The organism is Kosakonia beeri (assembly GCF_054165705.1).
In genome coordinates this window covers 4,862,994-4,885,342 of record NZ_CM135106.1, presented here as the reverse complement: position 1 = coordinate 4,885,342, position 22,349 = coordinate 4,862,994, and the positions used below count along the sequence as shown (strand labels likewise).

At 52.7% G+C, this 22,349-nt stretch carries 16 protein-coding genes, 1 tRNA gene and 3 rRNA genes; 14 read left to right on the top strand and 6 right to left on the bottom strand.

Going from position 1 to position 22,349, the window contains the following annotated elements:
• Positions 1-115 precede the first annotated feature (115 nt).
• Positions 116-1,108 carry an aspartate--ammonia ligase gene (gene asnA / locus ACUY4S_RS23075; protein ID WP_458023053.1) on the top strand — a complete coding sequence of 331 codons (993 nt, stop codon included), beginning with the start codon at positions 116-118 and terminating at the stop codon, positions 1,106-1,108.
• Here asnA and viaA read toward each other — a convergent pair.
• A complete protein-coding gene (viaA, locus tag ACUY4S_RS23070) occupies positions 1,105-2,556 on the bottom strand; it encodes an ATPase RavA stimulator ViaA (protein WP_458023052.1) in 1,452 nt (483 codons plus the stop codon). The genes asnA and viaA overlap by 4 nt on opposite strands.
• A complete protein-coding gene (ravA, locus tag ACUY4S_RS23065) occupies positions 2,550-4,046 on the bottom strand; it encodes an ATPase RavA (RefSeq protein ID WP_312691818.1) in 1,497 nt (498 codons plus the stop codon). Before ravA ends, viaA begins: the two co-directional genes overlap by 7 nt.
• A gap of 222 nt (positions 4,047-4,268) precedes the next feature.
• Between ravA and kup the strand changes: the two genes are divergently transcribed.
• From kup to rbsR, 7 genes are all read left to right on the top strand, one after another.
• On the top strand, positions 4,269-6,137 hold the full coding sequence (gene kup, locus ACUY4S_RS23060; RefSeq protein WP_312691820.1) for a low affinity potassium transporter Kup: 1,869 nt from the start codon (positions 4,269-4,271) through the stop codon (positions 6,135-6,137).
• Between the two features lie 204 nt (positions 6,138-6,341).
• Positions 6,342-6,761 carry a D-ribose pyranase gene (gene rbsD / locus ACUY4S_RS23055; RefSeq protein WP_312691822.1) on the top strand — a complete coding sequence of 140 codons (420 nt, stop codon included), beginning with the start codon at positions 6,342-6,344 and terminating at the stop codon, positions 6,759-6,761.
• Between the two features lie 7 nt (positions 6,762-6,768).
• Positions 6,769-8,274 carry a ribose ABC transporter ATP-binding protein RbsA gene (gene rbsA / locus ACUY4S_RS23050; RefSeq protein ID WP_312691824.1) on the top strand — a complete coding sequence of 502 codons (1,506 nt, stop codon included), beginning with the start codon at positions 6,769-6,771 and terminating at the stop codon, positions 8,272-8,274.
• Positions 8,275-8,279: 5 nt separating this feature from the next.
• Positions 8,280-9,245, top strand: coding sequence for a ribose ABC transporter permease (rbsC, locus tag ACUY4S_RS23045; protein ID WP_312691826.1), 966 nt, complete (start codon positions 8,280-8,282; stop codon positions 9,243-9,245).
• 26 nt (positions 9,246-9,271) lie between these two features.
• Positions 9,272-10,162 carry a ribose ABC transporter substrate-binding protein RbsB gene (gene rbsB / locus ACUY4S_RS23040; RefSeq protein ID WP_131412971.1) on the top strand — a complete coding sequence of 297 codons (891 nt, stop codon included), beginning with the start codon at positions 9,272-9,274 and terminating at the stop codon, positions 10,160-10,162.
• Positions 10,163-10,271: 109 nt separating this feature from the next.
• The gene (gene rbsK, locus ACUY4S_RS23035; RefSeq protein ID WP_458023051.1) at positions 10,272-11,201 is read left to right on the top strand and encodes a ribokinase; all 930 of its coding nucleotides are present in this window, start codon (positions 10,272-10,274) and stop codon (positions 11,199-11,201) included.
• A gap of 3 nt (positions 11,202-11,204) precedes the next feature.
• Positions 11,205-12,197, top strand: a complete 993-nt coding sequence (gene rbsR, locus ACUY4S_RS23030) for a ribose operon transcriptional repressor RbsR (protein ID WP_458023050.1) — start codon at positions 11,205-11,207, stop codon at positions 12,195-12,197.
• On the opposite strand, the gene mdtD is transcribed toward rbsR, so the two are convergent.
• Positions 12,174-13,592 (bottom strand): multidrug transporter subunit MdtD, encoded by a 1,419-nt coding sequence (gene mdtD, locus ACUY4S_RS23025; RefSeq protein WP_458023049.1) that lies wholly within the window; start codon positions 13,590-13,592, stop codon positions 12,174-12,176. The genes rbsR and mdtD overlap by 24 nt on opposite strands.
• 11 nt (positions 13,593-13,603) lie before the next feature.
• Positions 13,604-14,308, bottom strand: coding sequence for a FadR/GntR family transcriptional regulator (locus ACUY4S_RS23020; protein WP_312691839.1), 705 nt, complete (start codon positions 14,306-14,308; stop codon positions 13,604-13,606).
• A 458-nt stretch (positions 14,309-14,766) separates the two neighbouring features.
• Here ACUY4S_RS23020 and ACUY4S_RS23015 point away from each other — a divergent pair.
• The 4 genes from ACUY4S_RS23015 to rrf all read left to right on the top strand — a co-directional run bounded on the left by ACUY4S_RS23015 (position 14,767) and on the right by rrf (position 19,771).
• Positions 14,767-16,306 (top strand): 16S ribosomal RNA (locus ACUY4S_RS23015).
• Between the two features lie 85 nt (positions 16,307-16,391).
• Positions 16,392-16,467 (top strand) — tRNA-Glu (locus tag ACUY4S_RS23010).
• A gap of 191 nt (positions 16,468-16,658) precedes the next feature.
• A 23S ribosomal RNA gene (locus ACUY4S_RS23005) occupies positions 16,659-19,564 on the top strand.
• A gap of 91 nt (positions 19,565-19,655) precedes the next feature.
• A 5S ribosomal RNA gene (gene rrf, locus ACUY4S_RS23000) occupies positions 19,656-19,771 on the top strand.
• The 16S, 23S and 5S rRNA genes sit together here with 1 tRNA gene alongside, the layout of an rRNA operon.
• 70 nt (positions 19,772-19,841) lie before the next feature.
• Here the strand turns inward: rrf and mobB are convergent.
• Complete coding sequence (gene mobB, locus ACUY4S_RS22995; protein WP_312691474.1) at positions 19,842-20,351, bottom strand: molybdopterin-guanine dinucleotide biosynthesis protein MobB; 510 nt, start codon at positions 20,349-20,351, stop codon at positions 19,842-19,844.
• Between the two features lie 2 nt (positions 20,352-20,353).
• A complete protein-coding gene (mobA, locus tag ACUY4S_RS22990; protein WP_458024275.1) occupies positions 20,354-20,878 on the bottom strand; it encodes a molybdenum cofactor guanylyltransferase MobA in 525 nt (174 codons plus the stop codon).
• Between the two features lie 126 nt (positions 20,879-21,004).
• Here mobA and ACUY4S_RS22985 point away from each other — a divergent pair, with 126 nt between their 5' ends.
• Positions 21,005-21,274: a YihD family protein gene (locus tag ACUY4S_RS22985; protein WP_312691476.1), complete on the top strand. Its 270-nt coding sequence runs from the start codon at positions 21,005-21,007 to the stop codon at positions 21,272-21,274.
• A 75-nt stretch (positions 21,275-21,349) separates the two neighbouring features.
• A complete protein-coding gene (locus tag ACUY4S_RS22980; RefSeq protein ID WP_458022935.1) occupies positions 21,350-22,336 on the top strand; it encodes a serine/threonine protein kinase in 987 nt (328 codons plus the stop codon).
• Positions 22,337-22,349 lie beyond the last annotated feature (13 nt).

The following is a 22,349-nucleotide window of genomic DNA, read 5'->3' as shown; positions in this document are numbered from 1 at the left end:
TTTAACCTGTTATTTTATCGATTCAAAAGCGCAATGGGCTTTTTAATTACGGATTATTGAATCTCGACGCGCTTTTGTTGCTTAATTAAAAGCATTAGCAGACAGGAGCAATATAATGAAAACCGCTTATCTCGCAAAACAACGTCAAATCGCCTTCGTGAAATCCTTTTTTTCCCGCCAGCTTGAAGAAAAACTGGGCCTGGTTGAAGTGCAGGCACCTATTCTTAGCCGCGTAGGGGATGGCACGCAGGATAACCTGTCGGGGTGCGAAAAAGCGGTGCAGGTAAAAGTAAAAACATTACCAGAAGCAAGTTTCGAAGTAGTGCATTCGCTGGCTAAATGGAAACGACAAACGCTGGGGCAGCATGACTTCAGCGCTGGTGAGGGGCTGTACACGCATATGAAAGCGCTGCGTCCTGACGAAGATCGCCTTTCTTCTATCCATTCTGTCTATGTGGATCAGTGGGACTGGGAGCGCGTGTTGGGCGATGGTGAGCGCCATACCGCCACCTTAAAAACCACGGTTGAAGCGATCTGGGCCGGGATCAAAGCCACCGAGGCGGAGATCGCAGTACGTTTTGGCCTGGCACCGTTCCTGCCAGAGCAGATCCACTTTGTGCACAGCGAAACATTGCTCAGCCGTTACCCTGGCCTGGATGCCAAAGGCCGCGAACGTGCGATTGCCAAAGAGCTGGGAGCCGTGTTCCTGATGGGCATTGGCGGTAAGCTCAGCGATGGTCAGCGCCATGATGTGCGAGCACCGGACTACGATGACTGGAGCACTGCGGCTGAGGAGGGGTTTAAGGGGCTGAACGGCGATATCCTGGTCTGGAACCCGGTTTTGGAAGACGCGCTGGAACTCTCTTCTATGGGGATCCGTGTTGATGCCGACGCTTTGCAACATCAACTCAAACTGACCGGAGATGAAGACCGTCTGCATCTGGAGTGGCACCAGGCGCTGCTGCGTGGCGAAATGCCGCAAACCATTGGCGGTGGTATTGGCCAGTCGCGTCTGACCATGCTGTTGCTGCAGTTATCGCATATCGGTCAGGTGCAGTGTGGTGTGTGGCCAGCGCAGGTACGTGAACAAGTGCCGGGCCTGCTTTAACGCCGCCAGCGTCGCAACAGTCGGCTTCGCATCCCGGTATCAAAGCGCCAGATATGATCGAAAATGCGCATGATGCCGGGCTTGCCATGTACCGACATGGCCACAGCATGAAACCGGTGCTGATGAATATGTTGCAGTTCCTTCACTTTATTAACCACGTCATCCGGCAAACGCTGGGCGATAAAGTCAGAGATCACCACGGCGTCGGCGTCATACCATTCACCGCCCTGCATGCGTTCGATGACTGCGCGAAAACAGCTCGCCAGATCCGTTCCGCCACGAAAGCGCTGGCTGAGAAAGCGGATCGCCTGTTCAAGCCCTTGCGGGCTGGTGAGTTCGTACCGCACCACTTCACTTGAGAACAACATGATGTAGCAGCGGCGCTTGTCTGCCAGCGCCACACGCATCAATGCCAGGCAGAAAGCTTTTGCGCACTGCTCATTAAAACCGCCCATAGAGCCAGAGGTGTCAACACAGACGATAAACGGCCCGCGCGGTTGCTCGTCAAAATCCTGGTGTGTTACCGGCCGCTCTGTCACTTTTTCCCGCCAGGCGTCGCCATGCAGGCGGTACGTTAACAGCTGCTTCTCCACCAGCCGGCGATAAAATTCATATTCCAGCTCGGTAATGCCCAGCGTAGCCAGTTCCGGTGGCAGCAGGCGCAAAATATCATCGCTCTGATGCAGACCATCGACCTGTTCCGGCACTGTCGCCGGTTCGCGTACCAGCGTCCGGAATGTTTCCATCGGCGCATCTTTGCGCGGAACGGATTTTGCTTCCCGCGAGCGTCCCAACTGTTCGGCCAGTTGCTGGAGTTCCGGCTGTTGGCTGAGAAAATCACCGTATTTAATGATCAACTGGTAGTCGCCGCGCCTAAGTTGCCCGGTGCTCATATCCCAGAGCCGGCCGGCGGCATTTTCATTCTCAATCAGTACGGGTTCCAGCTGGCCACTCAGGGTCATGCGCTCCTGCACTTCGCTGAGTAATCTGTCGCGCTCTTCATCCAGTAATTGCTGGTTAAAGGTGGTGGTCTGGACCACCAGGCTCAGACGCCAGCGTTGCAAAAAGAGGGTATGTAATGCTGGTGTGAAGACGGCATTGTTCTCCACCATCTGTCTGGCCTGGGCCGCATACGGAGAGTGCAACGTATCCAGCAATACCAGGATTTGCGGTAACTGAACAATAAATTGCGATGTCGACAGCAACTGGCTCTGTTGATAACTCAACACTTCTTTTGCCAGTTCTGGCGGAACTTCTGTCTCTTTGAGATGTTTTTTAAGCGCTTCGCGCCAGCGGGGCACATCTTCGGTGATGGCATGTTTAAGGCGGGGAAATTTCTCAAAAAATAGCGCCAGTTGCGGCGAGGCCAGCAGAGCAATGATCAATTCTTCAATCATTGCCTCCTCGCTGACGGTCATCATGACATTTAACGTATCCAGCGTCAGCATTGACGAGCCTGTTGGATCTGCGCTCTGACATCCTGCAAGCTGGCTTCAATGCGACCTAACCAGTCGCCAGAAATAAACAAGCATTTCTGCTGTTCGCTAAAACGGGTGTGCTGCTGGTGCCAGTTGTTATCCAGCGCTTCCAGTTGTTGTTTGATCTCTTCCGGCACGTTTTCCTGCGTTGCGCCTGGCAAAGCGAGTCGCGATCCCTGCAGGCTGACATCGCGGATTAACAAATGCAGTGTCGGATCTACTTCCAGATCCAGCGGTTGCGCAAAGCCAATGCCGTTCAGCTTGCCGCGGATTTCGCCGCCCTTCGCCAGCCATTGCGCCAGTGCATCACGCTCAATAGTGACGTGAATGACCTGCATATCGTGCAGTTTCAGCGGTTGCTGGAGTAATAATGTCAGTACTGGCTCATCCAGCTCTTCCGGTAAATCATAATGCGGCCGGCGACTGAACATCCCCCCCTGGCGACTCACTTTAAGCGCGGTTTTATCGCTTTGCTGCTGCTGAAGCTGCATATGCCGCTGCGAGATGGCGCTCAATTGTGTCAGCATTGATTGCTGCTGCCAGGCGTGCCCGGTCATCAATATGTCCAGTTGTTGTTGCAGCAGACGCAGGCTTTCTGCATCGTGCCATAAACAATCTTTTAGCAGGATCAAATCGACAGGCGCAACGGCATCCCGCCCGCTGAAAAATGCGCTGGATTGCAACAGGCGGATGGCTTTTTTCCAGCGCCTGTCGGAAACATAGGGCGCATTGGGCAGGCTATCTAACTGTTGGCGCAGCGTATAAATCAGCTCAAAAACATTGTCCGGCAGTTTTACTTTGCCAATCTCTTGCTGCCATTCAAGGTACTCTTCATCGGTTATCTGGAGTTCTTTCGCAACCGGATTATCGTTCTCATCCTGTTGGCTTACCAGCATCGAACGGAAGTTACCCTTCTCCTGAACCTTGTCCAGCCACAGGCGGATCAGCATGCGGTCATACAACGCTTCCAGGCTGCTATCGGTTTCTGGCAGTTCGTTCGAAGCCGCCACCAGCAGTCGCATGGGGATTTTTTCTTCGCTGGCACCATTCCGAAAACGCCGTTCGTTAATCGCCGTTAGCAGGGTGTTGAGGATCGCCGGGCCAGCTTTCCAGATCTCGTCGAGAAAAACAATTTCTGCTTCGGGTAAATAACCCTGGGTCAGGCGTTCATAGCGTCCTTCGTCTTTCAACGCCTGAATAGAGAGCGGGCCAAACACCTCTTCCGGGGTGGAGAAGCGGGTCATCAGGTATTCGAACGCGCGCGCATTTTTAAAGGCAAACTTCAGGCGACGGGCAATAAGGCTTTTGGCAATACCCGGCGGGCCTAACAAAAACACGCTCTCGCCACTCAGGGCAGCCAGCAAGCAGAGCCTTATTGCATGGCTACGCTCAAAAAGGCCTTTTTCCAGCGCGCTGCTCAGGCGGGAAATTCTTTCAGCTAATAAATGCGAGTGAGCCATAATAGATTTGCGTCCTTTCGCCGTGTTATCCGGCTTCCAAAAGCGAGTATAGACGTTCCTGATGGGGCTTGTAATAGACTGAAGAACGGCTTTATTTTCTTTGCGCCAGATTAATGTGGCCGCATTTAGGGGTACGATTTCGCAAATAATCGTGCATACTGTGCGCTTTTTGTGGGCCAAGGGACTAAGCACACATTTGTCATTTCAACAAAAGATTAGTCTATGAGCACTGATAATAAACAGTCGTTGCCCGCCGTCACACTCGCGGCTATTGGGGTTGTCTACGGTGATATCGGTACCAGCCCGCTTTATACACTTCGTGAATGTTTGTCTGGTCAGTTTGGTTTCGGCGTTGAACGTGATGCTGTCTTTGGCTTCCTGTCGCTGATCTTCTGGTTGCTGGTGTTTGTTGTCTCCATTAAGTATCTGACCTTCGTCATGCGTGCTGATAACGCCGGTGAAGGGGGGATTTTAACGCTGATGTCGCTGGCTGGTCGTAATACCTCCGCCAGGATGACGTCTGTGCTGGTCATTATGGGGCTAATAGGTGGCAGCTTCTTCTATGGCGAAGTGGTGATCACTCCGGCAATTTCGGTGATGTCGGCCATTGAAGGGCTGGAGATTGTCGCGCCCTCGCTGGATACGTGGATAGTTCCGCTCTCTATCGTCGTCTTAACGCTGCTGTTTGCGATTCAAAAACATGGCACCGGGCTGGTGGGGAAGCTCTTCGCCCCGATCATGCTGGCGTGGTTCTTGATTCTGGCGGTGCTGGGTGCGCGAGGTATTCTGTCGAACCCGGAAGTGTTACAGGCGCTGAACCCGATCTGGGCGGTGAATTTCTTCCTGCAGTACAAAGCGATCTCCTTTGTTGCGCTGGGCGCGGTGGTGCTTTCAATTACCGGTGTTGAAGCGCTGTATGCGGATATGGGCCACTTTGGCAAACTGCCGATTCGCGTCGCGTGGTTTATTGTGGTGCTCCCGTCACTGGTGCTGAACTACTTCGGCCAGGGCGCGTTGCTGCTGAAAACGCCGGAAGCCATTAAAAACCCCTTCTTCCTGCTGGCGCCGGAATGGGCATTGATCCCGATGTTGATTATCGCCACGCTCGCGACTGTGATTGCCTCTCAGGCGGTGATCTCCGGGGTCTTTTCGCTGACCCGCCAGGCGGTTCGTCTTGGCTATTTGGCCCCGATGCGCATTATTCATACTTCGGAAATGGAGTCCGGGCAGATTTATATCCCGTTCATTAACTGGCTGCTCTACTTTGCTGTGGTATTGGTGATCGTCAGCTTCGAACACTCCAGTAATCTGGCGGCGGCATACGGTATTGCGGTGACCGGGACAATGGTGCTGACCTCGATTCTTTCGACGACTGTGGCACGTAAAAACTGGCACTGGAATAAGGTGCTGGTTGGCCTGATCCTGATCTTCTTCCTGAGCATCGATGTGCCGTTATTCTCGGCTAACCTTGATAAAATCGTCTCCGGCGGCTGGTTGCCATTAACGCTGGGTCTGGTGATGTTCCTGGTGATGACCACCTGGAAGAGTGAGCGTTTCCGTCTGCTGCGCCGTATGCACGAGCACGGTAACTCACTGGAAGCGATGATCGCATCACTGGAAAAATCGCCGCCGGTGCGTGTCCCGGGGACGGCCGTTTATATGTCCCGTGCGCTTAACGTTATCCCGTTCGCCATGATGCACAACCTGAAGCACAACAAGGTGCTGCATGAGAGAGTCATTCTGCTGACGCTGCGCACTGAAGATGCGCCTTATGTGCATAACGTTCGTCGTGTGCAAATTGAGCAGCTATCACCGACTTTCTGGCGGGTGGTAGCGAGTTATGGCTGGCGAGAAACGCCAAACGTTGAAGAGGTGTTCCACCGCTGCGGGCTGGAAGGACTGAATTGTCGCATGATGGAAACCTCTTTCTTTATGTCTCATGAGTCGCTCATCGTTGGCAAACGCCCGTGGTATCTGCGTTTGCGCGGCAAACTCTATCTGGTATTGCAGCGAAACGCATTGCGCGCGCCAGACCAGTTTGAGATCCCGCCTAACAGGGTGATTGAGCTGGGTACCCAGGTCGAAATTTAATGCTTTTAAAACCCCTCTCAGTGAGGGGTTTTTGTTATTAATTCCTGCTAATTTTTGTTAGGTAGCGAAAGCTGTTTTTTTATACGTTTTGGCAAGCGAAACGTTTCGATATCGATCACACTTCTGTAACGCCGCGATAGTTTTTTGCCCATTTTTGAGACTAAACTGCAGTCAGCGAAACGTTTCGCTAGTGGAGCATAATATATGAAAAAAGGTCGTGTACTGAACGCTGACATTTCGTCAGTCATCTCCCGTCTTGGGCATACCGATTCAGTTGTGGTATGTGATGCCGGATTACCGGTGCCGCGTAACACGCAACGGATCGATATGGCATTAACTCAGGGCGTTCCTTCCTTTATGCAAGTACTGGAAGTGGTGACAACAGAAATGCAGGTTGAGGCCGCTATCTTAGCGTCGGAAATTAAACACCATAATCCGCAGCTCCACGCGACGTTGCTCAACCATATTGAGCAACTGCAACAACACCAGGGAAATACCATAGACGTGCGGTACGTTACGCACGAGCAGTTTAAAAAACACACCGCGGACAGTCATGCGGTTATTCGCAGCGGGGAGTGTTCCCCGTATGCGAATATCATTCTCTGTGCTGGCGTCACCTTCTGAGGCCCTCATGGACGCGTTATTGCAACTGAAGGGGATCGATAAAGCGTTCCCCGGCGTAAAAGCGCTCTCTGGCGCAGCGCTGAATGTTTACTCCGGTCGTGTAATGGCGCTGGTCGGGGAAAATGGCGCTGGCAAATCCACCATGATGAAAGTGCTGACCGGGATTTATACCCGTGACGCCGGTTCATTGCTGTGGCTGGGTAAAGAGACGACCTTTAACGGCCCCAAATCCTCGCAGGAAGCCGGCATCGGCATTATCCACCAGGAACTGAACCTGATCCCGCAGTTGACGATTGCCGAGAATATTTTTCTGGGCCGGGAATTCGTTAATCGCTTTGGCAAAATCGACTGGAAGAAGATGTTTGCTGATGCCGATAAGCTACTGGCGAAGCTCAATTTACGCTTTAAAAGCGATCGCCTGGTGGGCGAACTCTCTATTGGCGACCAGCAGATGGTCGAAATTGCCAAAGTGATGAGCTACGAGTCGCAAGTCATCATTATGGATGAGCCGACCGATGCCTTAACGGATACCGAAACCGAATCGCTGTTTCGCGTTATTCGGGAACTAAAAGCGCAAGGGCGTGGGATTGTTTACATCTCTCACCGTATGAAAGAGATTTTCGAGATTTGTGATGACGTGACGGTCTTTCGCGACGGGCAGTTTATTGCCGAGCGCGAAGTCGCCACGCTGACCGAAGATACGCTGATCGAAATGATGGTCGGCCGTAAGCTTGAAGATCAATATCCGCGGCTGGATAAAGCGCCAGGTGAAGTACGGCTCAGCGTCGATAATGTGTGCGGGCCGGGTGTTGAAAATGTCACCTTTACGCTGCGTCAGGGAGAGATCCTCGGTGTTGCCGGACTGATGGGCGCGGGGCGTACCGAACTGATGAAAGTGCTGTATGGCGCGCTACCCCGTACCAGCGGTTATGTCACGCTCGACGGCCATGAGGTGATTACCCGCTCGCCACAAGATGGTCTGGCAAACGGCATCGTCTATATTTCTGAGGATCGTAAGCGTGACGGGTTAGTGCTTGGCATGTCGGTCAAAGAAAATATGTCACTGACGGCGCTGCGTTACTTCAGTCGCGCTGGCGGCAACCTGAAACATAAAGATGAACAGCAGGCGGTGAGTGATTTTATTCGTCTGTTTAATGTGAAAACCCCGTCGATGGAACAGCCTATTGGGCTGCTTTCCGGGGGGAATCAGCAAAAAGTGGCAATTGCGCGCGGTCTGATGACCCGCCCGAAAGTCCTGATCCTCGATGAGCCAACCCGCGGTGTAGATGTGGGAGCAAAAAAAGAGATCTACCAGTTAATTAATCAGTTTAAGGCCGATGGCCTGAGCATTATTCTCGTCTCGTCAGAGATGCCGGAAGTTTTGGGAATGAGCGATCGCATTATGGTAATGCATGAAGGGCATCTCGGCGGTGAATTCACGCGCGAGCAGGCCACTCAGGAAGTATTGATGGCTGCCGCTGTGGGCAAGCTTAATCGTGTGAATCAGGAGTAAAAAAGATGACTACCCAGGCTGTTTCTGGTCGCCGTTATTTCACGAAAGCATGGTTGATGGAACAAAAATCGCTGATCGCCCTGCTGGTGCTGATTGCGATCGTTTCGACCATGAGCCCAAACTTTTTTACCGTCAATAACCTGTTAAATATCCTGCAGCAGACCTCGGTCAACGCAATTATGGCCGTTGGCATGACGTTGGTGATCCTGACATCGGGTATCGATCTGTCCGTCGGATCCCTCTTAGCGCTGACCGGCGCTGTGGCTGCGTCTTTAATCGGCATGGAAGTGAATGCGCTGGTGGCGGTCGCAGGTGCGCTGGCTTTAGGTGCCGCCGTGGGAGCTATCACCGGGACAATTGTTGCTAAAGGCCGGGTGCAGGCATTTATCGCTACGCTGGTCATGATGTTGCTGTTGCGCGGCGTGACACTGGTTTATACCAACGGTAGCCCGGTTAATACCGGTTTTACGGATAATGCCGACGTGTTTGGCTGGTTCGGGATTGGTCGTCCTTTCGGCATCCCGACGCCAGTGTGGATCATGGCAATTGTCTTTATTGCTGCCTGGTATCTGTTGCATCACACCCGTCTGGGTCGTTATATCTATGCATTAGGCGGTAACGAAGCAGCAACGCGCTTATCCGGTATCAGCGTAGATAAAGTGAAAGTTATCGTTTATTCCCTGTGCGGCCTTCTGGCTTCACTGGCAGGCATTATTGAAGTGGCGCGTCTCTCTTCGGCGCAACCCACAGCGGGAGCGGGCTATGAGCTGGATGCAATCGCTGCGGTTGTGCTGGGCGGAACCAGCCTTGCCGGGGGTAAAGGGCGTATCGTTGGGACGTTAATCGGTGCACTGATCCTTGGCTTCCTCAATAATGGATTGAATTTGCTGAGCGTTTCTTCCTATTACCAGATGATCGTTAAAGCAGTGGTGATTCTGCTCGCGGTGCTGGTAGACAACAAAAAGCAGTAATTACCTACACAACAGGACTCATGAAAATGAACATGAAAAAACTGGCCACTCTGGTTTCTGCTGTTGCACTGAGCGCCACCGTAAGCGCAAACGCGATGGCGAAAGACTCTATTGCTCTGGTGATTTCCACGCTGAACAACCCGTTCTTTGTCTCTCTGAAGGATGGCGCGCAGAAAGAAGCAGACAAACTGGGTTACGACCTGGTGGTTCTGGACTCGCAAAACAACCCGGCTAAAGAACTGGCTAACGTGCAGGATTTGACAGTGCGCGGTACTAAACTGTTGCTGATCAACCCAACCGATTCCGATGCTGTAGGTAACGCTGTGAAAATGGCTAACCAGGCGAAAATCCCGGTGATCACCCTTGACCGTGTCGCATCCAGCGGCGAAGTGGTGAGCCATATCGCGTCTGATAACGTACTGGGCGGTAAAATTGCTGGTGATTACATTGCCAGAAAAGCCGGTGAAGGCGCGAAAGTTATCGAACTGGCGGGTATTGCCGGTACCTCTGCAGCGCGTGAGCGTGGCGAAGGTTTCCAGCAGGCAGTTGCTGCGCATAAATTCAATGTCCTGGCCAGCCAGCCGGCAGATTTCGACCGTACTAAGGGCCTGAACGTCATGCAGAACCTGCTTACCGCGCACCCGGACGTACAGGCTGTGTTTGCACAGAACGATGAAATGGCGCTGGGCGCGCTGCGTGCGCTGCAAACTGCCGGTAAATCCGATGTGATGGTAGTGGGCTTTGACGGTACGCCGGACGGTGTGAAAGCGGTAAATGACGGTAAACTGGCGGCGACGATTGCCCAGTTGCCGGAACAAATTGGCGCGAAAGGCGTCGATACGGCAGACAAAGTCCTGAAAGGCGAAAAAGTCTATGCCAAAAACCCGGTTGATCTGAAACTGGTCATCAAGCAGTAATAGGGCGTTCGGTTCGTAGTGACATCCTGCGGCCGGGGGACCACATAAAAAAAGAAAAGCATGGCACGCGCCACCTTCAGGGGTGGCGCATTTTACGGACAAGCTCATCATGAAAACCGCAGGCAAACTCGTCGTCCTTGGCAGTATCAATGCCGATCATATTCTTAACCTTGAATCCTTCCCTACGCCGGGCGAAACCGTAACGGGTAATCATTATCAGGTTGCTTTTGGCGGCAAAGGTGCAAACCAGGCGGTCGCCGCCGGGCGCAGCGGCGCGGATATCGCGTTTATTGCCTGTACGGGCGATGACGACACCGGTGTGCGGGTACGCAAGCAACTGGAGAGCGACAACATTGATGTTGCGCCAGTCAGCGTTGTTGCGGGCGAATCGACCGGTGTGGCACTGATTTTTGTTAACGGCGAAGGTGAGAATGTCATCGGTATTCACGCGGGGGCGAATGCGGCGCTCTCCGTTGAACGTGTTGAGGCGCAGCGTGAACGCATCGCACAGGCCTCTGCACTGCTAATGCAACTGGAATCTCCGGTTGAGAGCGTACTGGCGGCTGCCCGCATTGCGCATCAACATAACACTACCGTAGCGCTGAACCCGGCACCCGCGCGGGCGCTCTCCGATGAGCTTCTGTCGCTGGTGGACATTATCACCCCCAATGAAACCGAAGCCGAAAAACTCACCGGCGTGAGCGTTGCCAGTGATGAAGATGCAGCCCGTGCCGCGCAGGTGCTGCACGATAAGGGCATTAACACGGTCATTATCACCCTTGGTAGTCGGGGAGTATGGGCCAGCGTGAATGGCGCAGGCAAACGTGTTCCGGGGTTTAAAGTGAAGGCGATTGATACCATTGCGGCGGGCGACACCTTTAACGGTGCGTTAATGACCGCGCTACTGGAAGATAAACCGCTGGATGAGGCGATCCGCTTTGCGCATGCTGCGGCAGCCATCGCGGTGACACGTAAAGGCGCGCAACCGTCTGTTCCGTGGCGCAATGAAATTGATGATTTTCTACATCAGCAGGGGTAACGCTTGGCCACGATGAAGGATGTAGCCCGCCTGGCGGGCGTTTCCACCTCAACGGTCTCCCATGTTATTAACAACGATCGCTTTGTCAGTGAGGCGATCAGGGAGAAGGTGGAAGCGGCGATTAAAACGCTGAACTACGCGCCCTCAGCCATTGCGCGTAGCCTCAAGATCAATCAGACCCGCACTATCGGGATGCTGATCACCGCCAGTACCAATCCTTTTTATTCAGAGCTGGTGCGGGGTGTCGAGCGCAGCTGTTTTGAACGTGGCTACAGTCTGGTGTTGTGCAATACAGAAGGTGATGAGCAGCGAATGAACCGTAACCTCGAAACGTTAATGCAAAAACGCGTCGATGGGCTGTTGCTGCTGTGCACCGAAACGCACCAGCCTTCGAAAGAGATCATGCAGCGTTATCCTTCTATTCCTACCGTGATGATGGACTGGGCGCCGTTCGATGGCGACAGCGATCTGATTCAGGACAACTCCTTATTCGGCGGCGACGTGGCAACGCAGTACCTGATTGATAAAGGGTACACGCGTATAGCCTGTATTACCGGCCCGTTGGATAAAACACCCGCGCGTTTGCGCCTGGAAGGCTATCGTGAAGCGATGACCCGCGCCGGGCTGACCATCCGTGACGGCGATGAAATTGAGAGCGATTTTGAGTTCGGCGGCGGCTTTGACGCCATGCAGTCGTTACTGGCAATGAGTGAGCGGCCACAGGCGGCGTTTGTCGGCAATGATGCGATGGCGGTTGGCGCGTATCAGGCGTTATACCAGGCGGGACTGAAGATCCCACAGGATATGGCAATTGTCGGCTACGATGACATCGAACTGGCGCGCTATATGACGCCGCCTCTCACCACAATTCATCAGCCAAAAGATGAATTGGGTGAACTGGCAATTGATGTGTTGATTCACCGTATTGCTGAACCCGGCCTGCAACAGCAACGTTTACAGCTGACACCGGTATTAATGGCGCGCGGTTCCGCCTGATTTTTTACTGCGTTCTTTTATAAGATTGCGGCCATCTTTCGCTTTCAGCAGCATAAAGACCAGCGCGGAAACCAGTGTAATGATGCCCATCGTAATAAAGGTATAGTGGAACTGTTCCACTGTATTAGCGCTGTCCCACCCTTCATAAAAGCGCAATACCGCCGCGCTGACCGCGACACCCAGGCTTATCGACAATTGTTGCGTTACCGCCAGCACGCTATTACCACTGCTGGCATTATCATCGGTTAAATCCGCCAGCGTAATGGTATTCATCGACGTGAATTGCGTGGACATCGCCATCCCGAGAATAAAGAGTGGCAGTACAAGCATCCAGAACGGCATTGATGGTGACTGAAGCGCGAACTGCGCAATCATTACGCCAATAAACAGCGTCACGCCCACCAGTGTCTTGCGATATCCCAGCTTGCGCAGTATTTGCGTGACAGCAGATTTTGCGAGAATCGAACCCACCGCAGTGGGGGCCATCATGCAACCGGCAATCAGTGCCGGATAACCAAAACCGACCTGAAGCATTAGCGGCATCAGAAAAGGCACGCACCCAGTACCCAGCCTCGAGGCAATATTCCCCGCGATGCCAACGGAAAATGTCCGCGTGTTGAACAAGCCGAGGGGAATCAGTGGTGAAGGATGGCGACGTGCATGGCGAATATAGATCAGCAATAGCAAAATACCGCTGAGAATGATGGCAAGCGCAATCCAGGTCGCAACCAGTTTTTCGCCAATCAGTTCCATCCCGCTGGAAAAAAGCACCAGGCTTAAACCAAAGAGGAAAAAGCCGCTCATGTCGAAACTGCGCCGTGGGGTGGTAAAATTGGGCATATATTTGCGGGCGTAAAACAGCCCGGCGAGACCAATGGGAATATTAATGAGGAAGATCCAGTGCCAGCTTGCCCAGGTGACCAGCACACCTCCCATTACGGGGCCTAGAATCGGGCCGACTAAGCCCGGCATGGTAACAAAATTAAGGACCGGCAACAGCTCGCTGCGTGGATAGGCCCGCAGTAACGCCAGGCGTGCTACCGGCATCATCATCGCGCCGCCAATACCCTGAATCACGCGAAAGATAACCAGCATGGATAAAGAGTTGGAGAGCGCGCAGGCCAGCGATCCAAGAGTGAACAAAGTGACCGCCACCATAAAAACACGCCGCGTGCCGAAGCGATCCGCCAGCCAGCCGCTCATCGGGATCAGCATGGCGACGGTTAAGGTATAGCTGATGATGGCGGACTGCATTGCTAAGGGAGAGCGATTAAGGCTTTGCGCAATAGCGGGCAGGGCGGTGTTGAGTATGGTGGCATCCAGCGCCTGCATAAAAAAGGCCATTGCCGCAATCCACGGCAGGCCAGCCATACTCCGTGTTTTCTTCTCTGTCATGCAATATCCCGTTATTTCGCCACTGGGGCATAAGGCGTGGTTAGCAGCGTCTGGCAGGCCTGGAATGCGCGTTCACCGTCGCTGTCCAGAATCGCATCCGCAATGGACTGGTGCATATCAAGTTTGACCACTTCGTTGTGCGTCACAGAGGTAAAGTAAGTGTGGTAAATAGAATGAAAAAGAGTAGAGAAAGAGATCAGGAAGGGATTAGCACTCATCGCATAAATATGTTCGTGCCAGGCCATATCCACTTCTATCCAGCGTTCGCGGTTAAAATGCTTTTTTAGCACGACCATCTCTTCCATTAATGTATTGAGATGAGCTTTCTGTTCTGCGCTGCCAAGTGTTGCTGCCAGCAAGCATGCCTGAGGCTCGAGGCTGCTACGCATTACCAGAAAGTGTTGGATGACTTTCTCAACATTCTCTTCACTCATCCACCAGACTAATAATTCCTTATCGAGAAAGTTCCAGTTGCCTCTGGGCATAACGCGGGTGCCGATGCGCGGGCGAGGCAAAACCATTCCTTTTGCTGTCAATGTCTTTACCGCTTCTCTGATGGCGGTGCGGCTTACACCAAATTGCTCACCCAGCTCCATCTCGCCCGGCAGAATCGAACCCGGCGCATACTCGCCTTGCAGGATTTGTCGCGCCAGCTTCTCTGCCAGTACCCAGGAGATGTTTTTCTGCGCGGCAAGTTGTTGTGCATTTAACGACATTTATCACTTCCTTCTTTCTCATTATCACGCGCTAGTATGCCATTCGATATATACCGATGGTGGTAAAAACAGCGAAAAGGACGATTTCTGGTGTTTTTACCCCCGCTTTGTTGAAAAAAAACGCGGTTGGAAACTTTTTTCAAATTAGGGGTTGTCAGCCGGAATTAACTCCCTATAATGCGCCTCCACTGACACGGCACAACGGCAAACACACCGGCCTGTCAGGTGAAGAAATCTGAAAATATTCAGTTGACTTCACAGCGGGAAAGCGTAATATGCACACCCCGCGCCGCAGCGAAAACACAGCGGCACTGCTCTTTAACAATTTATCAGACAATCTGTGTGGGCACTCAAAGTGACATGGATTCTTAACGTCTCCGGACGCTAAATGAATACCAAGTCTCACGAGTGAACACGTAATTCATTACGAAGTTTAATTCGATGAGCATCAAACTTTTAAATTGAAGAGTTTGATCATGGCTCAGATTGAACGCTGGCGGCAGGCCTAACACATGCAAGTCGAACGGTAGCACAGAGAGCTTGCTCTCGGGTGACGAGTGGCGGACGGGTGAGTAATGTCTGGGAAACTGCCTGATGGAGGGGGATAACTACTGGAAACGGTAGCTAATACCGCATAACGTCGCAAGACCAAAGAGGGGGACCTTCGGGCCTCTTGCCATCAGATGTGCCCAGATGGGATTAGCTAGTAGGTGGGGTAACGGCTCACCTAGGCGACGATCCCTAGCTGGTCTGAGAGGATGACCAGCCACACTGGAACTGAGACACGGTCCAGACTCCTACGGGAGGCAGCAGTGGGGAATATTGCACAATGGGCGCAAGCCTGATGCAGCCATGCCGCGTGTATGAAGAAGGCCTTCGGGTTGTAAAGTACTTTCAGCGGGGAGGAAGGGAGTAAGGTTAATAACCTTATTCATTGACGTTACCCGCAGAAGAAGCACCGGCTAACTCCGTGCCAGCAGCCGCGGTAATACGGAGGGTGCAAGCGTTAATCGGAATTACTGGGCGTAAAGCGCACGCAGGCGGTCTGTCAAGTCGGATGTGAAATCCCCGGGCTCAACCTGGGAACTGCATTCGAAACTGGCAGGCTAGAGTCTCGTAGAGGGAGGTAGAATTCCAGGTGTAGCGGTGAAATGCGTAGAGATCTGGAGGAATACCGGTGGCGAAGGCGGCCTCCTGGACGAAGACTGACGCTCAGGTGCGAAAGCGTGGGGAGCAAACAGGATTAGATACCCTGGTAGTCCACGCCGTAAACGATGTCGATTTGGAGGTTGTGCCCTTGAGGCGTGGCTTCCGGAGCTAACGCGTTAAATCGACCGCCTGGGGAGTACGGCCGCAAGGTTAAAACTCAAATGAATTGACGGGGGCCCGCACAAGCGGTGGAGCATGTGGTTTAATTCGATGCAACGCGAAGAACCTTACCTGGTCTTGACATCCACAGAACACTTCAGAGATGGAGTGGTGCCTTCGGGAACTGTGAGACAGGTGCTGCATGGCTGTCGTCAGCTCGTGTTGTGAAATGTTGGGTTAAGTCCCGCAACGAGCGCAACCCTTATCCTTTGTTGCCAGCGGTCCGGCCGGGAACTCAAAGGAGACTGCCAGTGATAAACTGGAGGAAGGTGGGGATGACGTCAAGTCATCATGGCCCTTACGACCAGGGCTACACACGTGCTACAATGGCGCATACAAAGAGAAGCGACCTCGCGAGAGCAAGCGGACCTCATAAAGTGCGTCGTAGTCCGGATTGGAGTCTGCAACTCGACTCCATGAAGTCGGAATCGCTAGTAATCGTAGATCAGAATGCTACGGTGAATACGTTCCCGGGCCTTGTACACACCGCCCGTCACACCATGGGAGTGGGTTGCAAAAGAAGTAGGTAGCTTAACCTTCGGGAGGGCGCTTACCACTTTGTGATTCATGACTGGGGTGAAGTCGTAACAAGGTAACCGTAGGGGAACCTGCGGTTGGATCACCTCCTTACCTTAAAGAACCTGCCTTTGTAGTGCTCACACAGATTGTCTGATGAAAAGTAAGAAGCAAGGCGTCTTGCGATTGAGACTTCAGTGTCCCCTTCGTCTAGAGGCCCAGGACACCGCCCTTTCACGGCGGTAACAGGGGTTCGAATCCCCTAGGGGACGCCACTTGCTGGTCTGTGAGTGAAAGTCACCTGCCGATATATCTCAAAACTGGCTTGCGAGTCATGTTTGAGATATTTGCTCTTTAAAAATCTGGATCAAGCTGAAAATTGAAACACTGAACAGTGCGAACTGTTCTGTGAGTCTCTCAAATTTTCGCAACTGATGATGTTTTACGAAACATCTTCGGGTTGTGAGGTTAAGCGACTAAGCGTACACGGTGGATGCCCTGGCAGTCAGAGGCGATGAAGGACGTGCTAATCTGCGAAAAGCGCCGGTAAGGTGATATGAACCGTTATAACCGGCGATGTCCGAATGGGGAAACCCAGTGTGACTCGTCACACTATCATTAACTGAATCCATAGGTTAATGAGGCGAACCGGGGGAACTGAAACATCTAAGTACCCCGAGGAAAAGAAATCAACCGAGATTCCCCCAGTAGCGGCGAGCGAACGGGGAGCAGCCCAGAGTCTGAATCAGCATGTGTGTTAGTGGAAGCGTCTGGAAAGTCGCGCGATACAGGGTGACAGCCCCGTACACAAAAGCACACAGGCTGTGAGCTCGAAGAGTAGGGCGGGACACGTGGTATCCTGTCTGAATATGGGGGGACCATCCTCCAAGGCTAAATACTCCTGACTGACCGATAGTGAACCAGTACCGTGAGGGAAAGGCGAAAAGAACCCCGGCGAGGGGAGTGAAAAAGAACCTGAAACCGTGTACGTACAAGCAGTGGGAGCCTCTTTATGGGGTGACTGCGTACCTTTTGTATAATGGGTCAGCGACTTATATTCTGTAGCAAGGTTAACCGAATAGGGGAGCCGAAGGGAAACCGAGTCTTAACTGGGCGTTAAGTTGCAGGGTATAGACCCGAAACCCGGTGATCTAGCCATGGGCAGGTTGAAGGTTGGGTAACACTAACTGGAGGACCGAACCGACTAATGTTGAAAAATTAGCGGATGACTTGTGGCTGGGGGTGAAAGGCCAATCAAACCGGGAGATAGCTGGTTCTCCCCGAAAGCTATTTAGGTAGCGCCTCGTGAATTCATCTCCGGGGGTAGAGCACTGTTTCGGCTAGGGGGCCATCCCGGCTTACCAACCCGATGCAAACTACGAATACCGGAGAATGTTATCACGGGAGACACACGGCGGGTGCTAACGTCCGTCGTGAAGAGGGAAACAACCCAGACCGCCAGCTAAGGTCCCAAAGTCATGGTTAAGTGGGAAACGATGTGGGAAGGCCCAGACAGCCAGGATGTTGGCTTAGAAGCAGCCATCATTTAAAGAAAGCGTAATAGCTCACTGGTCGAGTCGGCCTGCGCGGAAGATGTAACGGGGCTAAACCATGCACCGAAGCTGCGGCAGCGACACTATGTGTTGTTGGGTAGGGGAGCGTTCTGTAAGCCTGCGAAGGTGTGCTGTGAGGCATGCTGGAGGTATCAGAAGTGCGAATGCTGACATAAGTAACGATAAAGCGGGTGAAAAGCCCGCTCGCCGGAAGACCAAGGGTTCCTGTCCAACGTTAATCGGGGCAGGGTGAGTCGACCCCTAAGGCGAGGCCGAAAGGCGTAGTCGATGGGAAACAGGTTAATATTCCTGTACTTGGTGTTACTGCGAAGGGGGGACGGAGAAGGCTATGTTGGCCGGGCGACGGTTGTCCCGGTTTAAGCGTGTAGGTGTGTGTTCCAGGTAAATCCGGTTCACTTTAACACTGAGGCGTGATGACGAGGCACTACGGTGCTGAAGCAACAAATGCCCTGCTTCCAGGAAAAGCCTCTAAGCATCAGGTAACATCAAATCGTACCCCAAACCGACACAGGTGGTCAGGTAGAGAATACCAAGGCGCTTGAGAGAACTCGGGTGAAGGAACTAGGCAAAATGGTGCCGTAACTTCGGGAGAAGGCACGCTGGTGCGTAGGTGAAGTGACTTGCTCACGGAGCTGAAACCAGTCGAAGATACCAGCTGGCTGCAACTGTTTATTAAAAACACAGCACTGTGCAAACACGAAAGTGGACGTATACGGTGTGACGCCTGCCCGGTGCCGGAAGGTTAATTGATGGGGTTATCCGTAAGGAGAAGCTCTTGATCGAAGCCCCGGTAAACGGCGGCCGTAACTATAACGGTCCTAAGGTAGCGAAATTCCTTGTCGGGTAAGTTCCGACCTGCACGAATGGCGTAATGATGGCCAGGCTGTCTCCACCCGAGACTCAGTGAAATTGAACTCGCTGTGAAGATGCAGTGTACCCGCGGCAAGACGGAAAGACCCCGTGAACCTTTACTATAGCTTGACACTGAACATTGAGCCTTGATGTGTAGGATAGGTGGGAGGCTTTGAAGCGTGGACGCCAGTCTGCGTGGAGCCAACCTTGAAATACCACCCTTTAATGTTTGATGTTCTAACGTGGACCCGTAAACCGGGTTGCGGACAGTGTCTGGTGGGTAGTTTGACTGGGGCGGTCTCCTCCTAAAGCGTAACGGAGGAGCACGAAGGTCAGCTAATCCTGGTCGGACATCAGGAGGTTAGTGCAATGGCATAAGCTGGCTTGACTGCGAGAGTGACGGCTCGAGCAGGTGCGAAAGCAGGTCATAGTGATCCGGTGGTTCTGAATGGAAGGGCCATCGCTCAACGGATAAAAGGTACTCCGGGGATAACAGGCTGATACCGCCCAAGAGTTCATATCGACGGCGGTGTTTGGCACCTCGATGTCGGCTCATCACATCCTGGGGCTGAAGTAGGTCCCAAGGGTATGGCTGTTCGCCATTTAAAGTGGTACGCGAGCTGGGTTTAGAACGTCGTGAGACAGTTCGGTCCCTATCTGCCGTGGGCGCTGGAGAATTGAGGGGGGCTGCTCCTAGTACGAGAGGACCGGAGTGGACGCATCACTGGTGTTCGGGTTGTCATGCCAATGGCACTGCCCGGTAGCTAAATGCGGAAGAGATAAGTGCTGAAAGCATCTAAGCACGAAACTTGCCCCGAGATGAGTTCTCCCTGAGACTTTAAGTCTCCTGAAGGAACGTTGAAGACGACGACGTTGATAGGCCGGGTGTGTAAGCGCAGCGATGCGTTGAGCTAACCGGTACTAATGAACCGTGAGGCTTAACCTTACAACGCCGAAGATGTTTTGGCGGTGAGAGAGATTTTCAGCTGATACAGATTAGATTGACAGACCGGAAGGTGTGTTGATGACAGAATTTGCCTGGCGGCACTAGCGCGGTGGTCCCACCTGACCCCATGCCGAACTCAGAAGTGAAACGCCGTAGCGCCGATGGTAGTGTGGGGTCTCCCCATGCGAGAGTAGGGAACTGCCAGGCATCAGACAAAGCAGAAGGCCCGGTCGCAAGACCGGGCCTTTTTGCTATTTGCTCGCCGTAAACGATGAATCTAACCGGCATGTCGCAGCCAGCGCATGATAAAATCAGCAATCTGATCGATATCATTCAAATCAAGCAATGGAACACCCGGGTCCAGAGGTTCATCGCTGGCCACGGCGATAACATGTTCATCCAATATGAGTTCTTGCAGATTGTGCCCGCAGTTTTTTCGCCAAAGCAGGATCTTTGCTACAGCTTCATGCTTAAAGCCTTCCACCAGAATGATATCCAGCGTTGAGGTATCCATCCGGCTTACCAGATAAGCCAGATCCAGTTCCGTATTATCAGGTGTTTCTGTCATCAATGCCCAGCGCTGCGAACTGGCCACCAGTGTTTGCGCTGCACCTGCTTTACGCAATTCATAACTGTCTTTTCCTGGCTTATCGACATCCATATCGTGATGAGTATGTTTGATCAAACCCGGCCGGATCCCATGTTCACAAAGTGCCGGAATAAGCTTTTTAAGCAACGTTGTTTTACCTGTACCGCTCCAGGCGGCTATCGCGAGCAAGGGAATCATCGTTATTTCTCCTGCCATCGGGCGAGGTCTTCCGGGGTGTTCACATTGGCAAATGCGGTTTTCTCATCACTGAAGTCTACAGAGTGCCCGCCAGCCTCCTTCATAAACACCATAACCCTGCGTTCACCACGCGTCAGATAATCATAGAGAAAAGGTAAAATGCTTCTGTGCATCAAGGCAACAGCAGGATGATCGCGCTCGCCATCATGGACCCATACCACTGGCGCTTGCCGACGCTGTTTCAGAAAGCGCGACACCAGGTTATCAGGAACATAAGGTGTATCGCAGGGGCAAAACAGATACCACTCACTCGCCGTTTGCTGCATTACAGAAAGGATCCCTGCCAGCGGCCCGGGAAAATCGCGCAGACTGTCGCTAACGACCGGCAAACCACTCGCACCATAGAGATCCAGATTACGATTCGCGCTGATCACCATACTGGTCACCTGCGGAGCCAGTCGCTGCGCGACATGCTGCCACAAGGGTTTACCGTTAAGGTCCAATAACCCTTTATCTTGCCCACCCATACGAGAAGCTTTCCCTCCCGCCAGTACCACCCCGGTTATCGCACCACTGTCCGTCACCCGTATCGCCTCTTTTATTGTGGGATTGACCCTGCTAACGTGTCTGTACCAAGAGTAAGGAGCACGACCATGAAATGTAAACGCCTGAACGAAGTTATCGAACTTCTCCAGCCTGCATGGCAAAAAGAACCTGAGCTGAATTTATTGCAATTTTTGCAGAAACTGGCACAAGAGTCAGGTTATGACGGCGAACTGGCGGATTTAAGTGATGACATTCTGATCTATCACCTGAAAATGCGCGATTCCTCAAAAGATGCTGTGATCCCCGGCATTCAGAAAGATTACGAAGAAGATTTTAAGACCGCGCTGCTGCGCGCGCGTGGCGTAATTAAAGAGTAAAAGCTTGTAAGCGGCGCCACCGAAAACGCTGCGAAATGATATCCTGAATCATTCGTCGTATTTTCGGATGCCAGGATGACCTGCAACGCCTTTACTTTCCAGACACTACACCCGGATACCATCATGGATGCGCTGTTTGAGCAAGGGATCCGGGTGGATTCCGGCCTAACCGCACTCAACAGTTACGAAAACCGTGTTTACCAATTCCAGGATGAAGATCGTTGCCGTTATGTCGTGAAGTTTTATCGTCCTCAACGCTGGGCGGCTGAACAGATCCTTGAAGAGCATGAGTTTGCATTAGATTTACAGCGGGACGATGTGCCTGTTGCCGCGCCGCTTGCCTTTCATCATCGCACTTTGCTTACGTATCAGGACTTTTATTTCGCCGTCTTTCCCAGTGTCGGTGGCCGTCAGTTCGAAGCCGATAATCTCGACCAGATGGAGTGGGTTGGGCGATACCTGGGCCGTTTGCATCAAACCGGCGCCAAAAAATCGTTTTCCCACCGCCCGGACATTGGCGTAAAGGAGTATTTGATTGAGCCACGTCAGCTGTTCGAAACGACCCCGCTTATCCCTGCTGCGTTAAAAGCTGACTTCCTGCGAGCGGTCGATAAGCTTATCGATGCGGTCATGGCACAATGGCATAACCGGTTTAACCTGTTGCGCCTGCATGGCGACTGCCATGCAGGGAATATCCTCTGGCGTGATGGACCGATGTTTGTCGACCTGGACGATGCCCGAACAGGGCCAGCGGTTCAGGACCTGTGGATGCTGTTGCATGGCGATAAAGCTGAACAGCGGATGCAGTTAGAGATGATCGTTGAGGCCTATGAAGAGTTCAGCGAATTTAACACCGCCGAGTTGGGGCTTATTGAGCCACTGCGCGCTATGCGGCTGGTGTACTATCTCGCCTGGCTTATTCGTCGCTGGGACGATCCTGCGTTTCCAAAAAACTTCCCGTGGCTGAACAGTGAGGATCACTGGCGCAGACAGACGTTGATATTTCTTGAACAGGTGAATGTTCTGCAAGAACCACCTTTAGCATTAACCCCAATGTATTAAATGGAGAGAGTTA